Consider the following 16,398-nt stretch of genomic DNA (forward strand, 5'->3'; position numbering starts at 1 on the left):
TGTAGCGTTATTTATTGTGTTGACTGCGCAGAAAAAAAGCTTCGTTTGTAAGGATGTCCGTAGATGATAACGGTATTAATAGCATTGTAAGCACTAATTGTTTCAAGAGGATTTTTATCTAATATCAGTAAATTAGCGGTTTTACCTTCAGAGATTGAACCAATGCTTTGGTCAAGGCCTAAGGCGCGAGCATTGTTAATGGTGGCTGCGGCCAAAATATCTTTGAGGGTAATGCCTGCGATGGCCATGGCTCTCAGTTCAAGAAATCCATTGAGACCCGGAATGCTACCATAGGTTGGTGAGGAGGGGGTGTCAGATCCAAATAAAATTTTGCCTTTGTGTTGGTAAAAATATTGAAATGCACGTTCCCCTTCGCTATATATCCGTCTCATAATATTTAATACTTCAGGAATAGGTGTTTCTTTTGGTACTTTTGTGAGCAGCTTAGTTTTAAACCAATTTGCTTCTGGCGTTTTTAGCCAGGCAATGTGTTGGCTTGGTAAGACATTAAACAGTGTTGAACTATTTAGAAAAGACGGGTCAAATAAATCCATATTGGATGAGATGACCCGAAACGTTGGCATGATGGCAACATTGTTTTTTATAATCTTGTCCAAAACAGTTTTTATTTCTTGGGGAACATTAGGTTTGCCTTTAAACTCATCCCAATTCCACATTCCATGCGCAATGATATTAACCCCTGTGTTGGCAATTAGTTTATAAGCATTAATGGAGTTGGCGTGAACAATGGACGGTAAATTATACTTAGCGGCCTCCTGATTAATCGTTCGTTGAAAATCAACAGATGGGACTGGCCATATGGATTTTGCGAAACCATCCTCATGGTAGCTTTTAACACAAATTCCCCCTTCATTTATCACGCGTTGGATGCTTGTACGTACGTTGTTGTTTTCAGCGGATAATCTAGGTAAATGCGTTTTACTTTGAGGGTTAAATAAAAGGTTAGGGAAAAGAGCTAAACGACTTTCCTTTGGCTGGAATAATACCGGATAGCCATTTTCTAACACTAAACTACTACCGCAACTGTATAGTTCGGGGCGAATGGGATGTGCTTTAAATTCGTCGATTCTACCGGGGTATGCGCCTAGATCAACCAGTGAAGTAAAGCCATAGTAAAGATAGGCGTGAGGTAATTGGGCTTTAAATAATTTAACCAGTTCCGGGTGTTTTTTTTCATGACCTAGATGCATGCCAACAGTGCTACTGATATGCACATGACTGTCAATTAACCCTGGAATTAGATATTTTCCTGAGCCATCAATTATTTTGCTACTTCTATCTGTAATATTTTTCACACTGGTAATACGCTTGATAATGCCATTTTGAATAATTACAGATTGTTTTTTGTTAACTATACCTATTTCCGGATTGATAATATTTATATTATTAACGATAAATGTGGAATAGGGTGGCGATGTGGTTGCATAACAGAAAGTATTAAATAATAAGTGGTATATGGTAAGAAGACTAATAAGCAACAAAGGCTGTTTACGTAAGTGATGCATTACAGACTCCTGTAAAGGGTAGAATTAAGCAGTGTATTTCTCTATAGTGATTATTATGTGATAAAAATATTTCTTTTATCCTTATTGTTAGTTAAAAATTATACAGTTAATGTTGTGTATTCATTGTGAAAGGAGTCTGTATCTATGACTAAACCTCGATTACCTTATTATGAGCTTTCTGGGCAGGCCCTAGAAGGGTTTATGCAAGTTAAGCAATATCTTGAAGAGAGTTCTCTAGGATGCACGCTGATTGAGCTTATCAACTTACGAATATCTCAAATAAACGGATGTTCTTTTTGCTTAAATATGCATGCGAAGCTATTGCGTGAGCAAGGAGAAAAAAATGAACGCATTGATGCGCTTGCGGGGTGGCGAGTAAGCCACTTATTTTCCGAGCGGGAAAAGGCTGCGTTGGCATGGGCAGAGTCTGTCACAGATATTGCAAATTCCCATGCAGAAGATGAGGTATATTTGCCGCTTAAAAACCACTTTTCAGATAAGGAAATATCTGACTTAACATTTGCGATTGCATTGATGAATGGTTTTAATAGAGTTGCCGTGAGTATGCGTCAATAGGGTTATTGTATGAATAGAGAGTAAGTAACACTACTTACTCTCAACAAGCTGGATTATTCAGTTGTATGAGAAACAGTTGTTAGGTGTTTAATATTTTCATGAACAGGACAACGTTCGCATACATCATCAATAAACTGTTGTTTTTCTTCCTGAGATAAATCTGCATCCATTGTGACTGCAATGTTAATTGTATCAAACCCTGTGCGATCATCCGTAGGTTTGCCGAGTAAACCTGCTGGGTTAAGGTCACCACTGACGTTTACTGTCATACTACGGAGGTTGACTTTATCCTGCTTTGCTTTAATCCGGGCGATGGATGCAACACAGCCTGCCAGCGAAACGAAAAAGTACTCAAGCGGATTAGGGCCTTGATCTGTACCACCTGCTTGCTCAGGTTGATCAAGAATGAGTTCGTGCTTACCTACTGTTGTCTTGATTAAAAATGACTCACCCATTGTGGCGGTGACATTGACATGTTTTGTTGCCATTCTCGATCCTTATTTCATTAAAACTGATTGTGGTGTTAAACAACATTATGAATCATTATTTGATGATAAGCAGAAAACTTCAATGGTGAATGAGTTAAGCATTACATAGGTTTGCGTTCAGTCAATATACCTAGTGGCTTTATACTTAATAAGCATGACAATCGTGTGGTGACTAATTAGCCAGGATCAATTAAAATGGTAGACTTATTCGTTGTGACGACTGGCTATACAGGTATACTGCCAACAGTGGGAGTACAACCTGGCAAATAAACAAACCATTTAAATCGTTAATAAGATAGTAAATTGTGTGACTAATTCAGCGATTCATTCTCGTCCTTTTCGTGCTCGTGGCGCTTATATACAACGTTGTCCTCAGTGTCGGGTACCAACCGTAGCCTGCATTTGTGCCTTTACACCAACAATTGACTCTAAAGCTGCTTTTTGGTTGTTGATGCATCCCTATGAGCGGCATAAACCCACCAATACTGGACAATTGCTGGTTGATACTTTGCCCGATGTAGCTATGTATGACTGGTATCGGACTACGCCAAATGAAGACTTGTTAGGTTTAATACATTCAAAGCTGTATACGCCGATTTTGGTTTTTCCTGATGATATGCTGATGGGTAATCCAGTTATGCCTGTGACAAGGTTACCAGATATTACTAACCCTGCATTTGTATTACTGGATGGAACATGGCAACAAGCCAGAAAAATGTATCGTAAAAGTGACTATCTTCATCAACTCCCTGTTGTCAGTGTTAACTCTCAGCAATTATCTGGGTATCAGCTTCGCCGATCACAAAACCAGGGTAATTTAGCCACCGCTGAGGTGGTTATTCATTTATTGGCCGCAATGGGTGAAATTCAAAGTGCACAGTTATTAGCTGATTATTTTCAGGTGTTTAATTATTGTTATATTTCCGGAAGAAATAATCATGCACCTAAGGATCAAATACCTGAAATGGAGAGGTTATTGACTGCAAAATCCAGCATCTCGATATAGAGATAAAATTGTTATTATGATGCTTGATTGTAGCGATATTTTACAGATTTAGACGTGAGTAGAATTGTATTTTTGATGATTAGTGTAAAGGCATAAATTTTGAAGAGCTTTTCCTTAGGTATTGGGTAACTATTTAAAGGAAAAGCGTGTGTTAAAGAAAATCTTTATCAAGCAGAATATACTTAAAAAAATTTGCCATTATATTGTAATGGGTGCTTTTCTGCCCGCAATTGCAGTGGCAGAGCATAATTGGAATAATTATCATTGGGCAAGAGTAGATAACGCTGTATTTAATTTACAGGTTATTGACAGTACGACGACTGAATGGGGCAGCTCATTCAATCAGACATTGGCTGAATGGTCAGTAGCGATTCCCTTGAATTCTGTAAAAAAAGAAGACAGTAATCGTGTTCGCAAACGTTGTAAAATGGAAGCAGGGCAAGTTCGTGTCTGTAATGCTGCTTACGGGTTTAATGGTTGGTTAGGGTTAGCAACCATTGGAATAGATGCTAATGGTCATATTGATCGTGGCACTGCAAAAATGAATGATAGCTATGCATCTTACTGGACTATTCCTGGTGAAATGAACCATGTTATGTGTCAAGAGGTAGGTCACTTGCTCGGTTTAGGACATACCTCTGAAGATGGAAGCAGCCAAAAAACCTGTATGGACTACTCGTCTGACCTCGAGAGTCAATGGCCAAATGCACATGACTATGAAGAGCTGCACAACCTATATAATCATCAAGACACCTATAATAGTTATTTAGGTAGCAATAATGATTTAACTGATGGTGGCGTTTGTAACGCACCTCCAGGCAAAGGCTGTAATAAAGGTAATATAGGTAGTCGAGCACCTATGGGATTTAGAGTACATAAATCGGGTAACCATGAAATGTGGGTTGCACCAAGGAAAGATGGAGGTCTATGGATCCATCATGTACGTTTGATAAAGTAGGTTAAATATTGGTTGAAGATGTATGGAATTGCTCGATTTGTTGATCGAGCAATTCATGTATTTCATCTTCAAAGTGAGGCAGATCTAAATTAAAAACATGAAGATACTTTTCAACGCGTGCTGCTGTTAACTTCTTATTGAGAAGGAAGTATTCAAGTTCAGGGAGCTGCTTGTCATGTCGAGGCCTGATTTTCCATATAGCAAAATCACTATGAACTGAGGCTACGTGTCTTTGCATATAAATACAGAAAGGCTCAACATGGTTTTTCCCTTCAGGGCCTAAACAGCCTGGTTCAACACGAATTAAAATAACTATTTTTTTTTCATCAGGCAATGGCAACTGGGTTGTCATCGAATGACCTCTTAGTTACTAATTTTACCGTTTGCATGAGGTATAACATCAGTATAGTTAACTCGGGAGTAAACGTGTGTATCACGTTATTCCACAAAGTCTGCTCTTGAGCTTAGACTACTTGGCAAATTAATGTCCCACTTTTTGAGTTGTTGCTTGCTATATAAATAACGCCCTTTTTCACCCACTCTAGGTCTTATTGTTTTGGGAGACTTACCTTTTAATATTTTTAATGCCATCTTAGCGGCTACTTCTCCTTGGGGGTAGCCATAAAGCACTAATCCCCCAATCGTTTTATTAGCACCTACTGCAAAGTCCCAAAATGCAAACAGAGGAATTGGAGAGTGTCCAGATGTCCATAGTAACAGCTGTTCCGCATCCACACTTTTGTTATTGTCATTTTTTAATGTATGATAAAGTCCAATAATAATCGCGTCGAAGCCTTGCTCTTTGGATTCGAGCACTGTTTTTTCCCACTCTTTGAGCGCGCCAATTTGTTGAACGGATACCGCTATCCCACCTAAAGTGGTAGTCGTTTTACCTTTAAATTCTTCCTTTATAGCTGCACTTGATGTTGTTCCATCATCAAATAAGATTAGAGTTTTTTTAATCGATGGAATGACTTCTTTTAGTTGAACAATGGATTTTTTAATTAATGGGCGCTCGAGAACGCCTGTTATGTTGTCATATTTATTGATGCCGGTTTCATTGGGATTGGTGTTGGTACCTAAATAAACGACAGGCGTATTTTCTTTACCTAAGCGATTAATAAGTAGCATAAGTGCATTATCATCGCCTAAAAAAACCAGCCTGGGAGAAATTTTTTGATAGTAAGCCCAGGCTTCATCAGCTTTTTGTTTAAACTCGGTCTTAGGTACTCGCTTAGTATCCATTTGAAAACGGTGAAAAGTATATTCTTCTGTGCTAATGATGCTTTGAATGCCGCTAATGTAACTTTTATCCCATGGATATTCACTATGGTAGCTTTCAATAATGAGAATATCGTTGTCCCCACAGAATACGTGTTGAGAGATTGAGGAAATGAATAAACTGACCAGTAAAAAGTGAAAGACCTTCATTTAAATTTCCTGATAGTATTATTTAACAAGCGTTGCATCAAACCCCATTTCAGCAGGCAAACTTAAATTCCAACGTTTAAGTTCTGCTTGGCTAAATATAAGCTTTCCATGTTTAGGAATCATAGGTAGTATTGCTGAGGGAGAAGTACCACTGAGTATCTGTTTGGCAATATAGCCTGCAGCCTGCCCTTGAGATTCTCCTGTCATGACAAAACCACCAATGGCTTTACCTTTACCAATAGAAAAATCCCAAAATGCTAAGACAGGTACTTTACTTTTTTGGGAAACCCACTCAAGTATTTTTGCTTCAGAAATATGTTGTTCGTTGTTAAAAACAGTGTGATATAAACCAAGCCATAGGGCGTCGTACTTCATGCTTTTAGCTTCTAGCACTGTTTGTTGCCATTCTTCTAAAATATTTGATTGAAATAGTTGAACGTGTACTCCATCAATGGTGAGTGATTTTTGGTTTTGGAAAAATCCTTCAATAGCAAAGTCTGCAGTGATACTATCATCAAACATGATAAGTACGCGTTTCATATTGGGAAATAGTTTTTTTATTTCAGCAATGGACCGACGGTATAGGGGACGTTCTAGTACACCGGTTATATTTTTATACGTGTAAATGCCTGTTTTTCTCGGGTTGGAATTAATACCCAGGTATACAGCATTAAATTTACTTTTGCCTATGTAGCCCGCAAGATATTTTAAGGCGTTATCATCACCTAAAATAATAAGTTTAGGGTTAGTGGTTTGTATGATATTCCATGCTAACTGAGCCCGTTTTGAAAAGTTTTTTTCTGGTAAACGCTTAGTGTCCATTTGAAAAGTAATAAAGTTATACTCAGGCAAAACATTCAAAATACCCTGGCGGTAGGCAATGCTCCACTGATAAGTAGAGTGGTAACTTTCGATAATAACAATATCATTTTCACCAGCATGGGTATAATATGCTATAGAAAGTAAAAGTAACTTGAAGCAAAACCGAACTACCATTATTGAATAATACCTGAGGAGGTTTGTAAATTACTATGTTTAGAGGTGCCCTTAAGTGGAGCAAGCATAAAACTTGGTTATAACTAAGGATAGAACAAATCGTTGGGAGCGCGAAGATTATACTTAGTGTTGAGCTAAACTCTTACGGCTATTTCATTGTGATTTTTCTTATTGAGAGGATACTTATCAAAATCACGATAATAATGCAGCTTAAAGATAAAAAAATGCGATAAATAATGAAGTTTATAAAGGATGATTCTATATGATCAACATAGGAACCTGTACCAACGACCCATTTCCAGGGTTTAAAAAGAAAAACGTATGATATTTTAGGAAAAAACTCATCAGCAGGATGGCCTGGTTTTGGCCAAGAGTATTTAAATGACCCTCCACCAGCCAATGCAGTATTTGTTGCCACAATGATTGGCTTGATACCGTCAGGATCTGTTAGTTGCGACATATCTTGACCTTCTACCGTCTCTAGTAGCGGGTGCAACAGAAACCGATACTCAAGTGTATTAACCCAAATGTAGTTGCCACCTTCATAGCGCATTTGCCTTAATACTATTAGGGCGGATTCTTGCGCTTTTTCAATTCCCATGTTGTCTTGTTGACTGTGATAGTAGTTAAGAATGCCTTCTGCCGTTTCTAATACGACTTTGTTTTCATTGATGTGCTGAACAAAAAAACGGTTTTTTTCTGTCATCATAAATAGGATATCTTTTACACAAAAAATGATGACTATTACCGCGATTAATATTGATATCTTTGTACTACTACTCATACAATAATTTTTGGTTTATTTTGTGAGTTTGGTATAAGTGTAGGGCGGATCAATAAAATTGTAATGGTCATTTTTATGAATGATTGTTTACTTAATAATGAGAGTGGTTTCGCTGAACAGTGAGGTTAAGTGCTTTGGATAGTGTGCATAACACTGATTTGTGAAGGAAGTCATCTAGTTATCTGGCGGCTATGCAATGGTATAGCTGCTTATATTTTAGGTGATTCATACCAATAGAGTATGAATAAATGACTGGTTTGTTTGGCTAAATTGTAATTGTAAATGGTTTTGTATTTAATAATTGTGTTAATAAATAAATCATTTTTTAATTGTTTTTTGCTGTGTTAATTTGTTGTCGTATTGAGTTGAAGGCACATATTATCCCAAGTTTTTGATATGTGTTTAAGAACGTGTCTGGTTATACTTTATTCGAGTATTACTAATCTTAAGCAAGGAGGCCTTATGAAAGTAATACGTAGAGCCTTGGGGTTAGACCTTGTTGGAAATTATCAAGGATTATCACTTGGTGGATATGATATCGCGAATCAGGATGGTCAATTAACGTTTCATGCCGTAGTATATAATCCCCTCATCTTTGAGACAAACACTATTCCACTTTTTAGAATAAATTCAGCTTGTTTTAGTGCCGATATATTTGGAGACAATCGTTGTGATTGTAATTATCAGTTGCAACAAACCATGGATTTACTTTTAGAAACGCCTGGTCTTATGACATATCATTTTAACCATGAAGGACGAGGGGTCGGTTTTGTCAGTAAAATAGAAGCGTATAAACTTATGAAGAAAAAAAATATCGATACTTTTCATGCACATGAACTACTGGGATTGCCTGAAGATGATCGTAATTTTTACTATGCTGTGTTAATCCTACATGACTTAAATATACATCGTGTTAATCTTATTACGAATAACCCACAAAAATGTTCATACTTAAAGGCTCATGGGATTGATGTCATAGAGGTTATACCGATGGTCAGTCAACGCAAGGAGCATCAAGCATGTCTTTGGTCCAAAGTTATTCGCCAAGGTCACCTACACTACAGGCAGCACCATCATTCCTAACAAAAATTGTGGATAGCATTGATAAAAATGGCAATATTGTTTTAGGTATTGATCCTAGCTTAAATACTATTCCTGGTTGCTTTAATCAGTCTCATCGAATTGAGGCGACACTGGAAGTATATTGTCGGGAGTTACTTGATGCTGCAGTTGGAAAAGTGGCAGCTGTTAAGTTTCAAAGTGCATGCTTCGAACAATATGGGCTTTTGGGAATGGTGGCGTTAAGTAATAGCTTGTCGTATGCACGTCAATTGAACTACATAATTATTTTAGATGCTAAAAGGGGGGATATCGCTGAAACAAATCAGTGTTATGCTAAAGCGTATCTTGATAATAGTAATAAAACAGATAGTTTTTTAGTTGATGCAATCACTGTTTCGCCTTGGTTGGGAATTGATGCTTTGCTACCTTTTATCACGCTCGCAGAGGAATATGGAAAGGGGCTTTTTTTAGTGCTAAGGTCATCAAACCCAGGTAGTGATACTGTTCAAAACTTTATGGGAAATAACATAAAACTCAGTGAGTATATTGTTAATCACTTACTGGAATTTTTTGCTGGTGAGTCAAAATTAAGTCAGATTATTGGTTTCGTAGTAGGTGCAACGTTACCAAGTGAGTCTGAAAGAATAAGGCATTCTCTCCCAGAAAGTGTTTTTTTAGTGCCAGGAATGGGCGCTCAAGGGGGGCAGTGTAAAATAAAGCAAGCTTTTTTCGGCAAAGTTTCCTCTCGAACACTTTTTCCTTTGTCTCGTTCGATAACGTTAATGAATAGGGATATATCACGTAATGAATTTAATAAAGTAATTTCAAAACGTTTAACCGAGTACAGGGAACAATTAGCAGAGACCATGTTATGACAAATCAAACATTGTTGATACTTGGTGCGAATAGCACTTTAGCGGGTGCATTTTTAAAACAACAGGAAAACGCTAACTCTATTAATGTATTTGGTATTGATCGGCAGGATAAGGCAAGTTATTCGCAGTTATCAGATTATATGAAGTTGGACTTTTCACGTACATCGATTCAGCAGATTTGGCAAGATCTGCCACTGAATTTCGCTAATGACGTTATTTTTATCAGCTGTATTGGTAGGTTTGGTGAGCAGGGAAATCAACTCCAGGGTCAATCATCACTTTCAACAAAAGACGTGTTGGCACAAATTAATATTAACTTAATGTATGTGACATCCTTCTGCTGCGAACTTATTAATCAATGTCTGTATTATGGCAGTAAATGTCGTATTGTGATTGTTGGGTCTTCTGCTTCCTGGGTCGGTAGCAGGGATATTGGTTATGGCGTTGCCAAATCAGGATTAAATGGCCTGGTGATTAGTTTGTCAAAGTCATTTGCTCCCAGAGGGATCACGGTATTAGGGGTAAACCCAGGTATTTTTGACTCACTAATGGCTCGAAATGTATCCACAGACCGTCAGCAGTATGCTATTCAGTCTACGCATATCAAGCGGGCAGGACAGGTTGAAGAAATAGCGAAAGTAGTGGGTTATGCTGCACTTGAAGCACCTGACTACATGACAGGTGCTATTTTACCCGTGAACGGAGGGCAATATACTTAGTGGTGTTGCTTTAGTGCTTATTCCTTAGTTTGATGGTTTTCAATAAGTTGTTGAATAAGCACGTTGGGTTGTTCATTAAAAAATAGACGGCTTTTACTGGGTTTTTGAAAGGCTTCAAGCAAATCCGGTAAAAATTCAGTCATACCACCACTGCCTGTGAGTACACCAATCGGTTTACCGATATCATATGCAATGGTAAATTCATTGAGAGACCCCCACCGGCCACTAATGAAAACCGCTGCATCACAGTGGCTTACGGCAACAACATTGCGATACTTTAAGCAAACTTGGTGTAGTTGTTTATGGGGGAAATCACTCGGAATAAAAATGAGCTGGTCAAAGTCATTTGCAGCAGTACCCATCATTGATTCGTGAAGTTGCTCATGGGTAACAGCAGTACACCCAATGGTGTCACCATGATGTTTTTTTGCACCTTTTACTGCCGCATAAGGTAGTCCTTGGCAGGCGCCGGTAATAAGCGTTGCACCTGCTTGAGCGATGAATTGACCCAGAAGCATTGCTTGTTGCTCTAGGCCTGGAGAAGCCCCTGCGGCCGAACCGAAAACTCCAATAATCATTTTGCGTTCCCTCGCAGATGTTGTGCTCACTATATCGTTATTAGCGTACACATACTATGAGTGTTCAAGTTAGACGTCATCTTAAGAATTATTTCGCTTTAACGCCTCAAACATGGGTAGTGACCAGGGGCGTATTGCTAATACCATGCATGTACCATGTCTTTCCTCTAAGGATAGTCGTGTGTCATCGTAATGCAGTTCATTGAATTTTCGCCCTAATTCTCTCAGTTGCTTTTGGAGTATACCAATGGATTCAGAGCTGAGCATGCCATTTACACAGAGTAAAAGCTCATCTTTGCCTCGAAAGCGACTACGAAAAAACGAGTTTGGTACATGTTGCTGAAAAAACTGTTGAATAGGACCATCTTCAAGCCAATGAAAATTACTATCAACACGTAGTTTGATACGGTTATTGGGGAGTAGATCAATGATTTTCAAGCGGTCCAATTGGGCAAGCAACTGAATGAGTTCTGTCTCTGCTAGTTCGTAATAAGCGAGAATTTCAGGGAACTGCCAATGATTTAACACCAAAATAGCAATGAGAAGTAACTTATCATCAGCGATGAGTGCTTTTTCTTGATGGATGGTCAAAGCTGATGGAAATTTTTCTTGTTGGCTCTGTTGTACCAGTTTGGCAATTGATATGTTCATCATACTGCAGATAGTGTGTAATCGTTGCAGTGAAAACTGTTCAGTGGCAAACAATCGTTTAACAGAAGCCTCAGAAATATCTAATCGTGTTGCAACCTGGGCATAAGTGATGCCATGGGCTCTTAACTGTTGTTTAAGAGACTTGATGAGCTGTGTAATTTCCGACATATGAGATTAAAACGGCTTTATGAAAATGTCATTTGCACTATATCTTAGAGAGTGAAATGGGTGAGCACAATCCATTAGGTATAATTAGCTAAGTAAGTAATGACGAAACAACTAAAAAGGACTACTCATGGTGGTTATTATTTTTGTTCAGCTCCAGCATGATGACAGTTACGTCATCAGGTAATGGGGATGCTGCATAGGAGTAAAAGGTTTCAATGACTTTGTCTAGTGCCTTTTGAATGGGTAAATCTAAAGTATGCTTGAGCGCATTCTTAACGTGTTTTTCCAGTTGTTTGCGACCATGAGGGGTGCTGGCTGATTCTAGTAAGCCGTCTGTATAAATCACTAGTCGTTCACCAGGGTAAAGCTGAATATTGACTGGTTCGTAATGTTGGCCAGGGATTAAACCCGGTAAGGGGCCTTCGACTTTAATAGGCTTGCAACCACTTTCTTGACTCACAACGAAAGGAGGAGGGTGGGCTGCACTGGCGCATAATAGTGTATCTTCATATTCATTAAATGCCAGGCAAATACAGGTTACGAGTGTGGTTTGTAATACATCGTTTGTTTCTGCTGCCTCTGATATTGCATTCAGTAGCTCATCGGGTGAGGGCGATACATTATGTGTGGCATGGATAAAACCATGAATAAAGCCAGCATAAGCATGTGAAAAGAATTTGGCCTGTTCTCCATGACCCATAATATCGCCAAGTAACAGCAGCTTATTGTCTGGGCTGTTATAGATAAAGTCACCACCGCCAGAAGAAGCTGACTGAATGTAGGTGGCTGTATTAAAACGCCATAGTTGACTCGGAAGTTGAACACGAAGTGCTTTGGTTATCGCATTGTCTAACCGGTCACCCAGGGTTGATTGAATTTGTTTGGCTCGATTTAAAACACGGTGAATAACGGCGAGGATTTTGTCTTTTTTTACGGGTTTAACAAGAAAGTCATCAATGCCTAAGTCGACCGCATCGGCTTCTGTTTGTTCGTTACCGGTTAAAAAAATAAACGGCATATTGCTGGTATTAGGGTTAGCCGCAAAACGCTTTCTCACTTCAAGTCCATTTAAACCAGGCATCATCATGTCAGAAATAACGACGTCAACAGGGTGTCGGCTAATTTCTTTAACGGCTTCAATGGGGTCAGTATAGGTTTGAACCTGGAACTCGTCTTGCAAGTAGCGCTGTAAAATAGATACCGTAGTTCGATCATCATCAATTGCTGCGACTTTGGGTAAGTTAACTTCAACAAGCTCACAACGAATCTGAAAGCAATTGCGGTTATCTTTTCGTTGTTCCCTGCATTCATAATGGTGTTCAGGAAATAGTTTGCTAATAAGGGCAAGGCCCATACCTGATTCATTTAGATTGCTTTCATTTGAAATAAAAATAGAGTCTTTTTTATTTGACATGATGGTGGCAAAGTCTAGAAAAACACCACCGTTGTCATAAACTGAAAAGTACCAATGGTTTTCTGTTTTAAGTAACTCAATGCTAATTGTGGTTGCTGGTGGGTCGGCATGTTTGACTATATTGGTATTAATTTCGCTACATACCAGCAAGATATTATTTTGTGTTTCAGCTGGAAGTTTGGTTAATGGCAGAGTTTTTGCGAGTGTATGCCGAAGTTTTCGAATATTATCTAAATTAGCTTCTGCACTTTCCTCTAAAAGACAAACACTCATAGCACACCTTTTGCTGAAGTCAAGGTATTAACAGGGGTATAAGGAAGGTAAGCAGTTAAATGCTGTACTTTTTTATAGCAAAAGTATATTAATTCAACCGTCAGGTCATTTATTCTCACTACAGGTGGTAGCATTTTCCATTGCTTAACCATAGAGAAAGTCCTTTGAATATTAGCTAGTGTACTTTATTTAGTATAAGCCGAGCCGGCGGATTCTGCTTGGCTTGGTTAAACGTTAGTTTATACATAGAGTACTTTGTCGTCAGTGACATAGTGTGTATGCATATAACTTATGCATTTAACTTATGCATTTAACTATAGTGTTATAGCTGGGCCTGATGTTGATCTCAGAGAGTTATAATAAGTTAGACTTGGTTGTGGCGTGCTGATAGTGCTTGCATGCAGGTATCTAGGGAGTCATAAAATGTAAGTACCTGGTTAACACCAAAAAGATGCAGGAGATGGAGTGGTTGTTCTTTTACACCAATCAATGACAGGGTTCGATTCGCTTTTGATAGCCTTTTATATAAGTACAAGAGTGCAGTGATTCCAGACGAGTCTATAAAGTTAACTGCGCTCATATCAACCAGCACATTACTGTTGGCTACCTCAATAATGCGTTCAATTATTGGGTGAACGGCTTGTACTGTCTTGATATCAAGATCAGACTTGAAAGCAATCACGTCTTGCTCATTAAACTTGTATGTAATACAAAGTGAAGAAGGGTAATCGCCTTCAATAAACATAAGCTTGCCTCAATCAAGCATTAAAAGCTAATAGGAACCATCCTTTTATCTATATCAACATAGAACAACCTGATACTTCATCACTGTTAATTTTTCATTGCTGATTATTTATAAAGATATGCCTATGGGATTTTTAGCCAACGAAGTCAAATTAGTGGCCATTGGTGGTGGTCATGGCTTAGGTAAATTAATGTCTGCGTTAGCCTTTTTAGGTGCAAGCTTAACGGGGATAGTGACTACAACAGATGATGGAGGATCGACGGGACGATTACGGGAAGAAAGTGGTTGTATAGCTTGGGGAGATTTACGTAATTGCCTTAATCAGTTGGCTGCAGATCAACCTAATTTAGCACGATCACTCTTTGAATATCGTTTTGAATGTGATGGCACATTACAGGGGCATAATCTTGGCAATCTTATTTTATTGGCATTAGATCAATTAAGCGTACGTCCTATGGATGCGGTGCATCTGATAAGAGCATTTTTAAATGTAGAGGCGAAATTGGTCCCGATGTCTGAACAGTCAACACATCTTGTGGCAGAAATTGAAGGATATGCTATTCGCGGGGAGACGCAAATTGATGCGGCAGAAATAAGACCATCATCACTATGTTTAGAGCCAAAGGTTCAGGCAACTCATGAAGCTGTATTGGCGATTAACAGTGCTAATTATATTATTTTAGGGCCAGGCAGTTTTATGACCAGTATTTTGCCGCCATTGTTGATCTCTGATATTGTTGATGCGATTTTGCACAGAGCTGTACCCATTATTTTTGTGGCTAATATGCAACCTGAAAAAAGCAGTTGTGGAAAATTGAGTTTAACTGATCAATTAGATTGGTTAACTCAGTTAACAGGAATTTATGTTGATAGAGTGATCTGGCCTGCAGAGAGAGTTCCCGTACCACGTTCTTATTCTAAACTTCACGTTGCACATCTAGGTGATGCCAATCATCCTTATTATCACGATAAATTAAGCCTGCAACAAGCAATAATGTCTGTTATACAACAGTATTAGTCTGTATTAATTTAAAGAATATTCATATGTTTTTACTACATATTGTTGAGCTCTACCACTTAGTTGATGTAATTACAGGCCAGATTATTCCCGCTAAAAATCCTTCATATTGAGTATGGTAATTAAATGGTTGTTAAATAGAAAGTGGGTCAGCATTTATTACACAAGAAAAAAGATTAAGTGTTCATTAAAAAACTAACTATATGAATTATTAGCAATAAAATAAGTGCGCATATTTTTTGCCTTTATAGCGTTGATTTTATTCAAGCTATGAGGGGAGTAAAAATGGCAAATAGCCAAATTAAAAAAGCATTGGTAGGTATATCATTTTCTTTAGTGAGTTGGCAGGCATTAGCGGTCCCCATTCAGTGGACGGATTGGACATCGGGAGAAACCACTGTTGATGGCTTTATTGGGATGGGGGTTATTACGACTGATACCGCTACTATTGATGTAACATATATGAATCCTCAAGGGATTGCTTTTTTTCAGTCAAGCGGTGGCCCAGATTACTGGACACCAAGGGATCCTACAGTTTCACCTTATACCAGTGACATTGTGGATAATATTCCCACTGATACTGATATTGTTGCACTAAGATATGCAGGTATGCAGACACTTTCCTTTTCAGAAGCGATAGCTAACCCTGTTTTCTCTTATGTCAGTTTAAATGGTAATGGTTATGCGTTTGATCAGGATTTTGAAATTTTAAGCTTTGGCAATGCTTCTGATGGTAATGCGTGTGGGTATTGGGGATGTGGTACTTCCTATAAAAATATTGTTGATTTAGGTGGGGATGTTTTTGAATATCAGCTGCTTGGTACTGGAGAACCCCATGGCACCATCAGATTCACTGGGGCATTTGATACAGTAAGCTGGCGGAGCCTCAGTAATGAGTATTGGAATGGTTTTACTGTAGGCGTTGAAGGTACTGCTGATGAGGTTTTTCCTGAGCCTGACCCTGAGCCAGATCCTACACCAGTGGCTGAGCCTGGAACATTTTCTGTGGTTGCATTGGCTTTGCTTTTTTTGTCGAGGTTAAGACGTCGTCCTAATCGACAGCATTAAGTATGAAATAAGCCTAATAGCGGCCTGCTTTCCTTTGATGGGCAGGCCTATACTGACTGACC

The 16,398-nt window shown here is 38.6% G+C and carries 19 protein-coding genes; 8 read left to right on the top strand and 11 right to left on the bottom strand.

What is annotated here, in order from left to right; translation table 11 throughout:
• Positions 1 to 11 precede the first annotated feature (11 nt).
• Positions 12 to 1,526 carry an amidohydrolase family protein gene (locus tag ACQ96U_RS22240; RefSeq protein ID WP_431723474.1) on the bottom strand — a complete coding sequence of 505 codons (1,515 nt, stop codon included), beginning with the start codon at positions 1,524 to 1,526 and terminating at the stop codon, positions 12 to 14.
• Positions 1,527 to 1,670: 144 nt separating this feature from the next.
• Between ACQ96U_RS22240 and ACQ96U_RS22245 the strand changes: the two genes are divergently transcribed.
• Complete coding sequence (locus ACQ96U_RS22245) at positions 1,671 to 2,102, top strand: carboxymuconolactone decarboxylase family protein (protein ID WP_431723475.1); 432 nt, start codon at positions 1,671 to 1,673, stop codon at positions 2,100 to 2,102.
• A 53-nt stretch (positions 2,103 to 2,155) separates the two neighbouring features.
• Here ACQ96U_RS22245 and ACQ96U_RS22250 read toward each other — a convergent pair whose 3' ends face one another.
• Positions 2,156 to 2,590, bottom strand: a complete 435-nt coding sequence (locus ACQ96U_RS22250; RefSeq protein ID WP_431723476.1) for an OsmC family protein — start codon at positions 2,588 to 2,590, stop codon at positions 2,156 to 2,158.
• Between the two features lie 307 nt (positions 2,591 to 2,897).
• Between ACQ96U_RS22250 and ACQ96U_RS22255 the strand changes: the two genes are divergently transcribed.
• Positions 2,898 to 3,596 carry a tRNA-uridine aminocarboxypropyltransferase gene (locus ACQ96U_RS22255; protein ID WP_431723477.1) on the top strand — a complete coding sequence of 233 codons (699 nt, stop codon included), beginning with the start codon at positions 2,898 to 2,900 and terminating at the stop codon, positions 3,594 to 3,596.
• Positions 3,597 to 3,744: 148 nt separating this feature from the next.
• Positions 3,745 to 4,554 carry a hypothetical protein gene (locus tag ACQ96U_RS22260; protein WP_431723478.1) on the top strand — a complete coding sequence of 270 codons (810 nt, stop codon included), beginning with the start codon at positions 3,745 to 3,747 and terminating at the stop codon, positions 4,552 to 4,554.
• 1 nt (position 4,555) lies between these two features.
• On the opposite strand, the gene ACQ96U_RS22265 is transcribed toward ACQ96U_RS22260, so the two are convergent.
• The 4 genes from ACQ96U_RS22265 to ACQ96U_RS22280 form a co-directional block, all read right to left on the bottom strand.
• A complete protein-coding gene (locus ACQ96U_RS22265; RefSeq protein ID WP_431723479.1) occupies positions 4,556 to 4,906 on the bottom strand; it encodes a hypothetical protein in 351 nt (116 codons plus the stop codon).
• An 86-nt stretch (positions 4,907 to 4,992) separates the two neighbouring features.
• Entirely contained in the window at positions 4,993 to 5,985 is a 993-nt protein-coding gene (locus ACQ96U_RS22270; protein WP_431723480.1) for an ABC transporter substrate-binding protein, read from the bottom strand.
• A gap of 18 nt (positions 5,986 to 6,003) precedes the next feature.
• Positions 6,004 to 6,981, bottom strand: coding sequence for an ABC transporter substrate-binding protein (locus ACQ96U_RS22275; RefSeq protein WP_431723481.1), 978 nt, complete (start codon positions 6,979 to 6,981; stop codon positions 6,004 to 6,006).
• Between the two features lie 148 nt (positions 6,982 to 7,129).
• Entirely contained in the window at positions 7,130 to 7,690 is a 561-nt protein-coding gene (locus ACQ96U_RS22280) for a cache domain-containing protein (RefSeq protein ID WP_431723482.1), read from the bottom strand.
• Positions 7,691 to 8,227: 537 nt separating this feature from the next.
• Between ACQ96U_RS22280 and ACQ96U_RS22285 the strand changes: the two genes are divergently transcribed.
• The 3 genes from ACQ96U_RS22285 to ACQ96U_RS22295 are packed head-to-tail and all read left to right on the top strand — an operon-like array spanning position 8,228 to position 10,421.
• A complete protein-coding gene (locus ACQ96U_RS22285) occupies positions 8,228 to 8,848 on the top strand; it encodes a GTP cyclohydrolase (RefSeq protein ID WP_431723483.1) in 621 nt (206 codons plus the stop codon).
• A complete protein-coding gene (gene pyrF / locus ACQ96U_RS22290; RefSeq protein WP_431723484.1) occupies positions 8,785 to 9,702 on the top strand; it encodes an orotidine-5'-phosphate decarboxylase in 918 nt (305 codons plus the stop codon). The genes ACQ96U_RS22285 and pyrF overlap by 64 nt, the downstream gene beginning before the upstream one ends.
• Complete coding sequence (locus ACQ96U_RS22295; RefSeq protein ID WP_431723485.1) at positions 9,699 to 10,421, top strand: SDR family NAD(P)-dependent oxidoreductase; 723 nt, start codon at positions 9,699 to 9,701, stop codon at positions 10,419 to 10,421. The genes pyrF and ACQ96U_RS22295 overlap by 4 nt, the downstream gene beginning before the upstream one ends.
• 17 nt (positions 10,422 to 10,438) lie before the next feature.
• Here the strand turns inward: ACQ96U_RS22295 and ACQ96U_RS22300 are convergent, their stop codons facing one another.
• The 5 genes from ACQ96U_RS22300 to ACQ96U_RS22320 all read right to left on the bottom strand — a co-directional run bounded on the left by ACQ96U_RS22300 (position 10,439) and on the right by ACQ96U_RS22320 (position 14,250).
• Positions 10,439 to 10,999: a hypothetical protein gene (locus ACQ96U_RS22300; protein WP_431723486.1), complete on the bottom strand. Its 561-nt coding sequence runs from the start codon at positions 10,997 to 10,999 to the stop codon at positions 10,439 to 10,441.
• An 81-nt stretch (positions 11,000 to 11,080) separates the two neighbouring features.
• Complete coding sequence (locus tag ACQ96U_RS22305; protein ID WP_431723487.1) at positions 11,081 to 11,818, bottom strand: helix-turn-helix domain-containing protein; 738 nt, start codon at positions 11,816 to 11,818, stop codon at positions 11,081 to 11,083.
• 121 nt (positions 11,819 to 11,939) lie between these two features.
• On the bottom strand, positions 11,940 to 13,505 hold the full coding sequence (locus tag ACQ96U_RS22310; RefSeq protein ID WP_431723488.1) for a SpoIIE family protein phosphatase: 1,566 nt from the start codon (positions 13,503 to 13,505) through the stop codon (positions 11,940 to 11,942).
• Positions 13,502 to 13,657: a hypothetical protein gene (locus ACQ96U_RS22315; RefSeq protein WP_431723489.1), complete on the bottom strand. Its 156-nt coding sequence runs from the start codon at positions 13,655 to 13,657 to the stop codon at positions 13,502 to 13,504. The genes ACQ96U_RS22310 and ACQ96U_RS22315 overlap by 4 nt, the downstream gene beginning before the upstream one ends.
• Before the next feature lie 212 nt (positions 13,658 to 13,869).
• Positions 13,870 to 14,250, bottom strand: coding sequence for an STAS domain-containing protein (locus tag ACQ96U_RS22320; protein ID WP_431723490.1), 381 nt, complete (start codon positions 14,248 to 14,250; stop codon positions 13,870 to 13,872).
• A 124-nt stretch (positions 14,251 to 14,374) separates the two neighbouring features.
• Between ACQ96U_RS22320 and ACQ96U_RS22325 the strand changes: the two genes are divergently transcribed.
• Complete coding sequence (locus ACQ96U_RS22325) at positions 14,375 to 15,268, top strand: gluconeogenesis factor YvcK family protein (protein WP_431723491.1); 894 nt, start codon at positions 14,375 to 14,377, stop codon at positions 15,266 to 15,268.
• Positions 15,269 to 15,553: 285 nt separating this feature from the next.
• Positions 15,554 to 16,336 carry a hypothetical protein gene (locus ACQ96U_RS22330; protein WP_431723492.1) on the top strand — a complete coding sequence of 261 codons (783 nt, stop codon included), beginning with the start codon at positions 15,554 to 15,556 and terminating at the stop codon, positions 16,334 to 16,336.
• Positions 16,337 to 16,398: the final 62 nt, after the last annotated feature.

Origin of the sequence: Zooshikella sp. RANM57 (genome assembly GCF_050749885.1) — a bacterium.
Taxonomy (GTDB): domain Bacteria; phylum Pseudomonadota; class Gammaproteobacteria; order Pseudomonadales; family Zooshikellaceae; genus Zooshikella.

What these genes read in the sequence shown, in the direction of transcription:
- ACQ96U_RS22305 (WP_431723487.1), bottom strand. Translation starts at nt 11,818, where the DNA reads ATGTCGGAAATTACACAGCTCATCAAGTCTCTTAAACAACAGTTAAGA.
- ACQ96U_RS22320 (WP_431723490.1), bottom strand. Translation starts at nt 14,250, where the DNA reads ATGTTTATTGAAGGCGATTACCCTTCTTCACTTTGTATTACATACAAG.
- pyrF (WP_431723484.1), top strand. Translation starts at nt 8,785, where the DNA reads ATGTCTTTGGTCCAAAGTTATTCGCCAAGGTCACCTACACTACAGGCA.
- ACQ96U_RS22300 (WP_431723486.1), bottom strand. Translation starts at nt 10,999, where the DNA reads ATGATTATTGGAGTTTTCGGTTCGGCCGCAGGGGCTTCTCCAGGCCTA.
- ACQ96U_RS22330 (WP_431723492.1), top strand. Translation starts at nt 15,554, where the DNA reads ATGGCAAATAGCCAAATTAAAAAAGCATTGGTAGGTATATCATTTTCT.
- ACQ96U_RS22285 (WP_431723483.1), top strand. Translation starts at nt 8,228, where the DNA reads ATGAAAGTAATACGTAGAGCCTTGGGGTTAGACCTTGTTGGAAATTAT.
- ACQ96U_RS22280 (WP_431723482.1), bottom strand. Translation starts at nt 7,690, where the DNA reads ATGATGACAGAAAAAAACCGTTTTTTTGTTCAGCACATCAATGAAAAC.
- ACQ96U_RS22265 (WP_431723479.1), bottom strand. Translation starts at nt 4,906, where the DNA reads ATGACAACCCAGTTGCCATTGCCTGATGAAAAAAAAATAGTTATTTTA.
- ACQ96U_RS22315 (WP_431723489.1), bottom strand. Translation starts at nt 13,657, where the DNA reads ATGGTTAAGCAATGGAAAATGCTACCACCTGTAGTGAGAATAAATGAC.
- ACQ96U_RS22310 (WP_431723488.1), bottom strand. Translation starts at nt 13,505, where the DNA reads ATGAGTGTTTGTCTTTTAGAGGAAAGTGCAGAAGCTAATTTAGATAAT.
- ACQ96U_RS22245 (WP_431723475.1), top strand. Translation starts at nt 1,671, where the DNA reads ATGACTAAACCTCGATTACCTTATTATGAGCTTTCTGGGCAGGCCCTA.
- ACQ96U_RS22295 (WP_431723485.1), top strand. Translation starts at nt 9,699, where the DNA reads ATGACAAATCAAACATTGTTGATACTTGGTGCGAATAGCACTTTAGCG.
- ACQ96U_RS22240 (WP_431723474.1), bottom strand. Translation starts at nt 1,526, where the DNA reads ATGCATCACTTACGTAAACAGCCTTTGTTGCTTATTAGTCTTCTTACC.
- ACQ96U_RS22270 (WP_431723480.1), bottom strand. Translation starts at nt 5,985, where the DNA reads ATGAAGGTCTTTCACTTTTTACTGGTCAGTTTATTCATTTCCTCAATC.
- ACQ96U_RS22275 (WP_431723481.1), bottom strand. Translation starts at nt 6,981, where the DNA reads ATGGTAGTTCGGTTTTGCTTCAAGTTACTTTTACTTTCTATAGCATAT.
- ACQ96U_RS22250 (WP_431723476.1), bottom strand. Translation starts at nt 2,590, where the DNA reads ATGGCAACAAAACATGTCAATGTCACCGCCACAATGGGTGAGTCATTT.
- ACQ96U_RS22325 (WP_431723491.1), top strand. Translation starts at nt 14,375, where the DNA reads ATGGGATTTTTAGCCAACGAAGTCAAATTAGTGGCCATTGGTGGTGGT.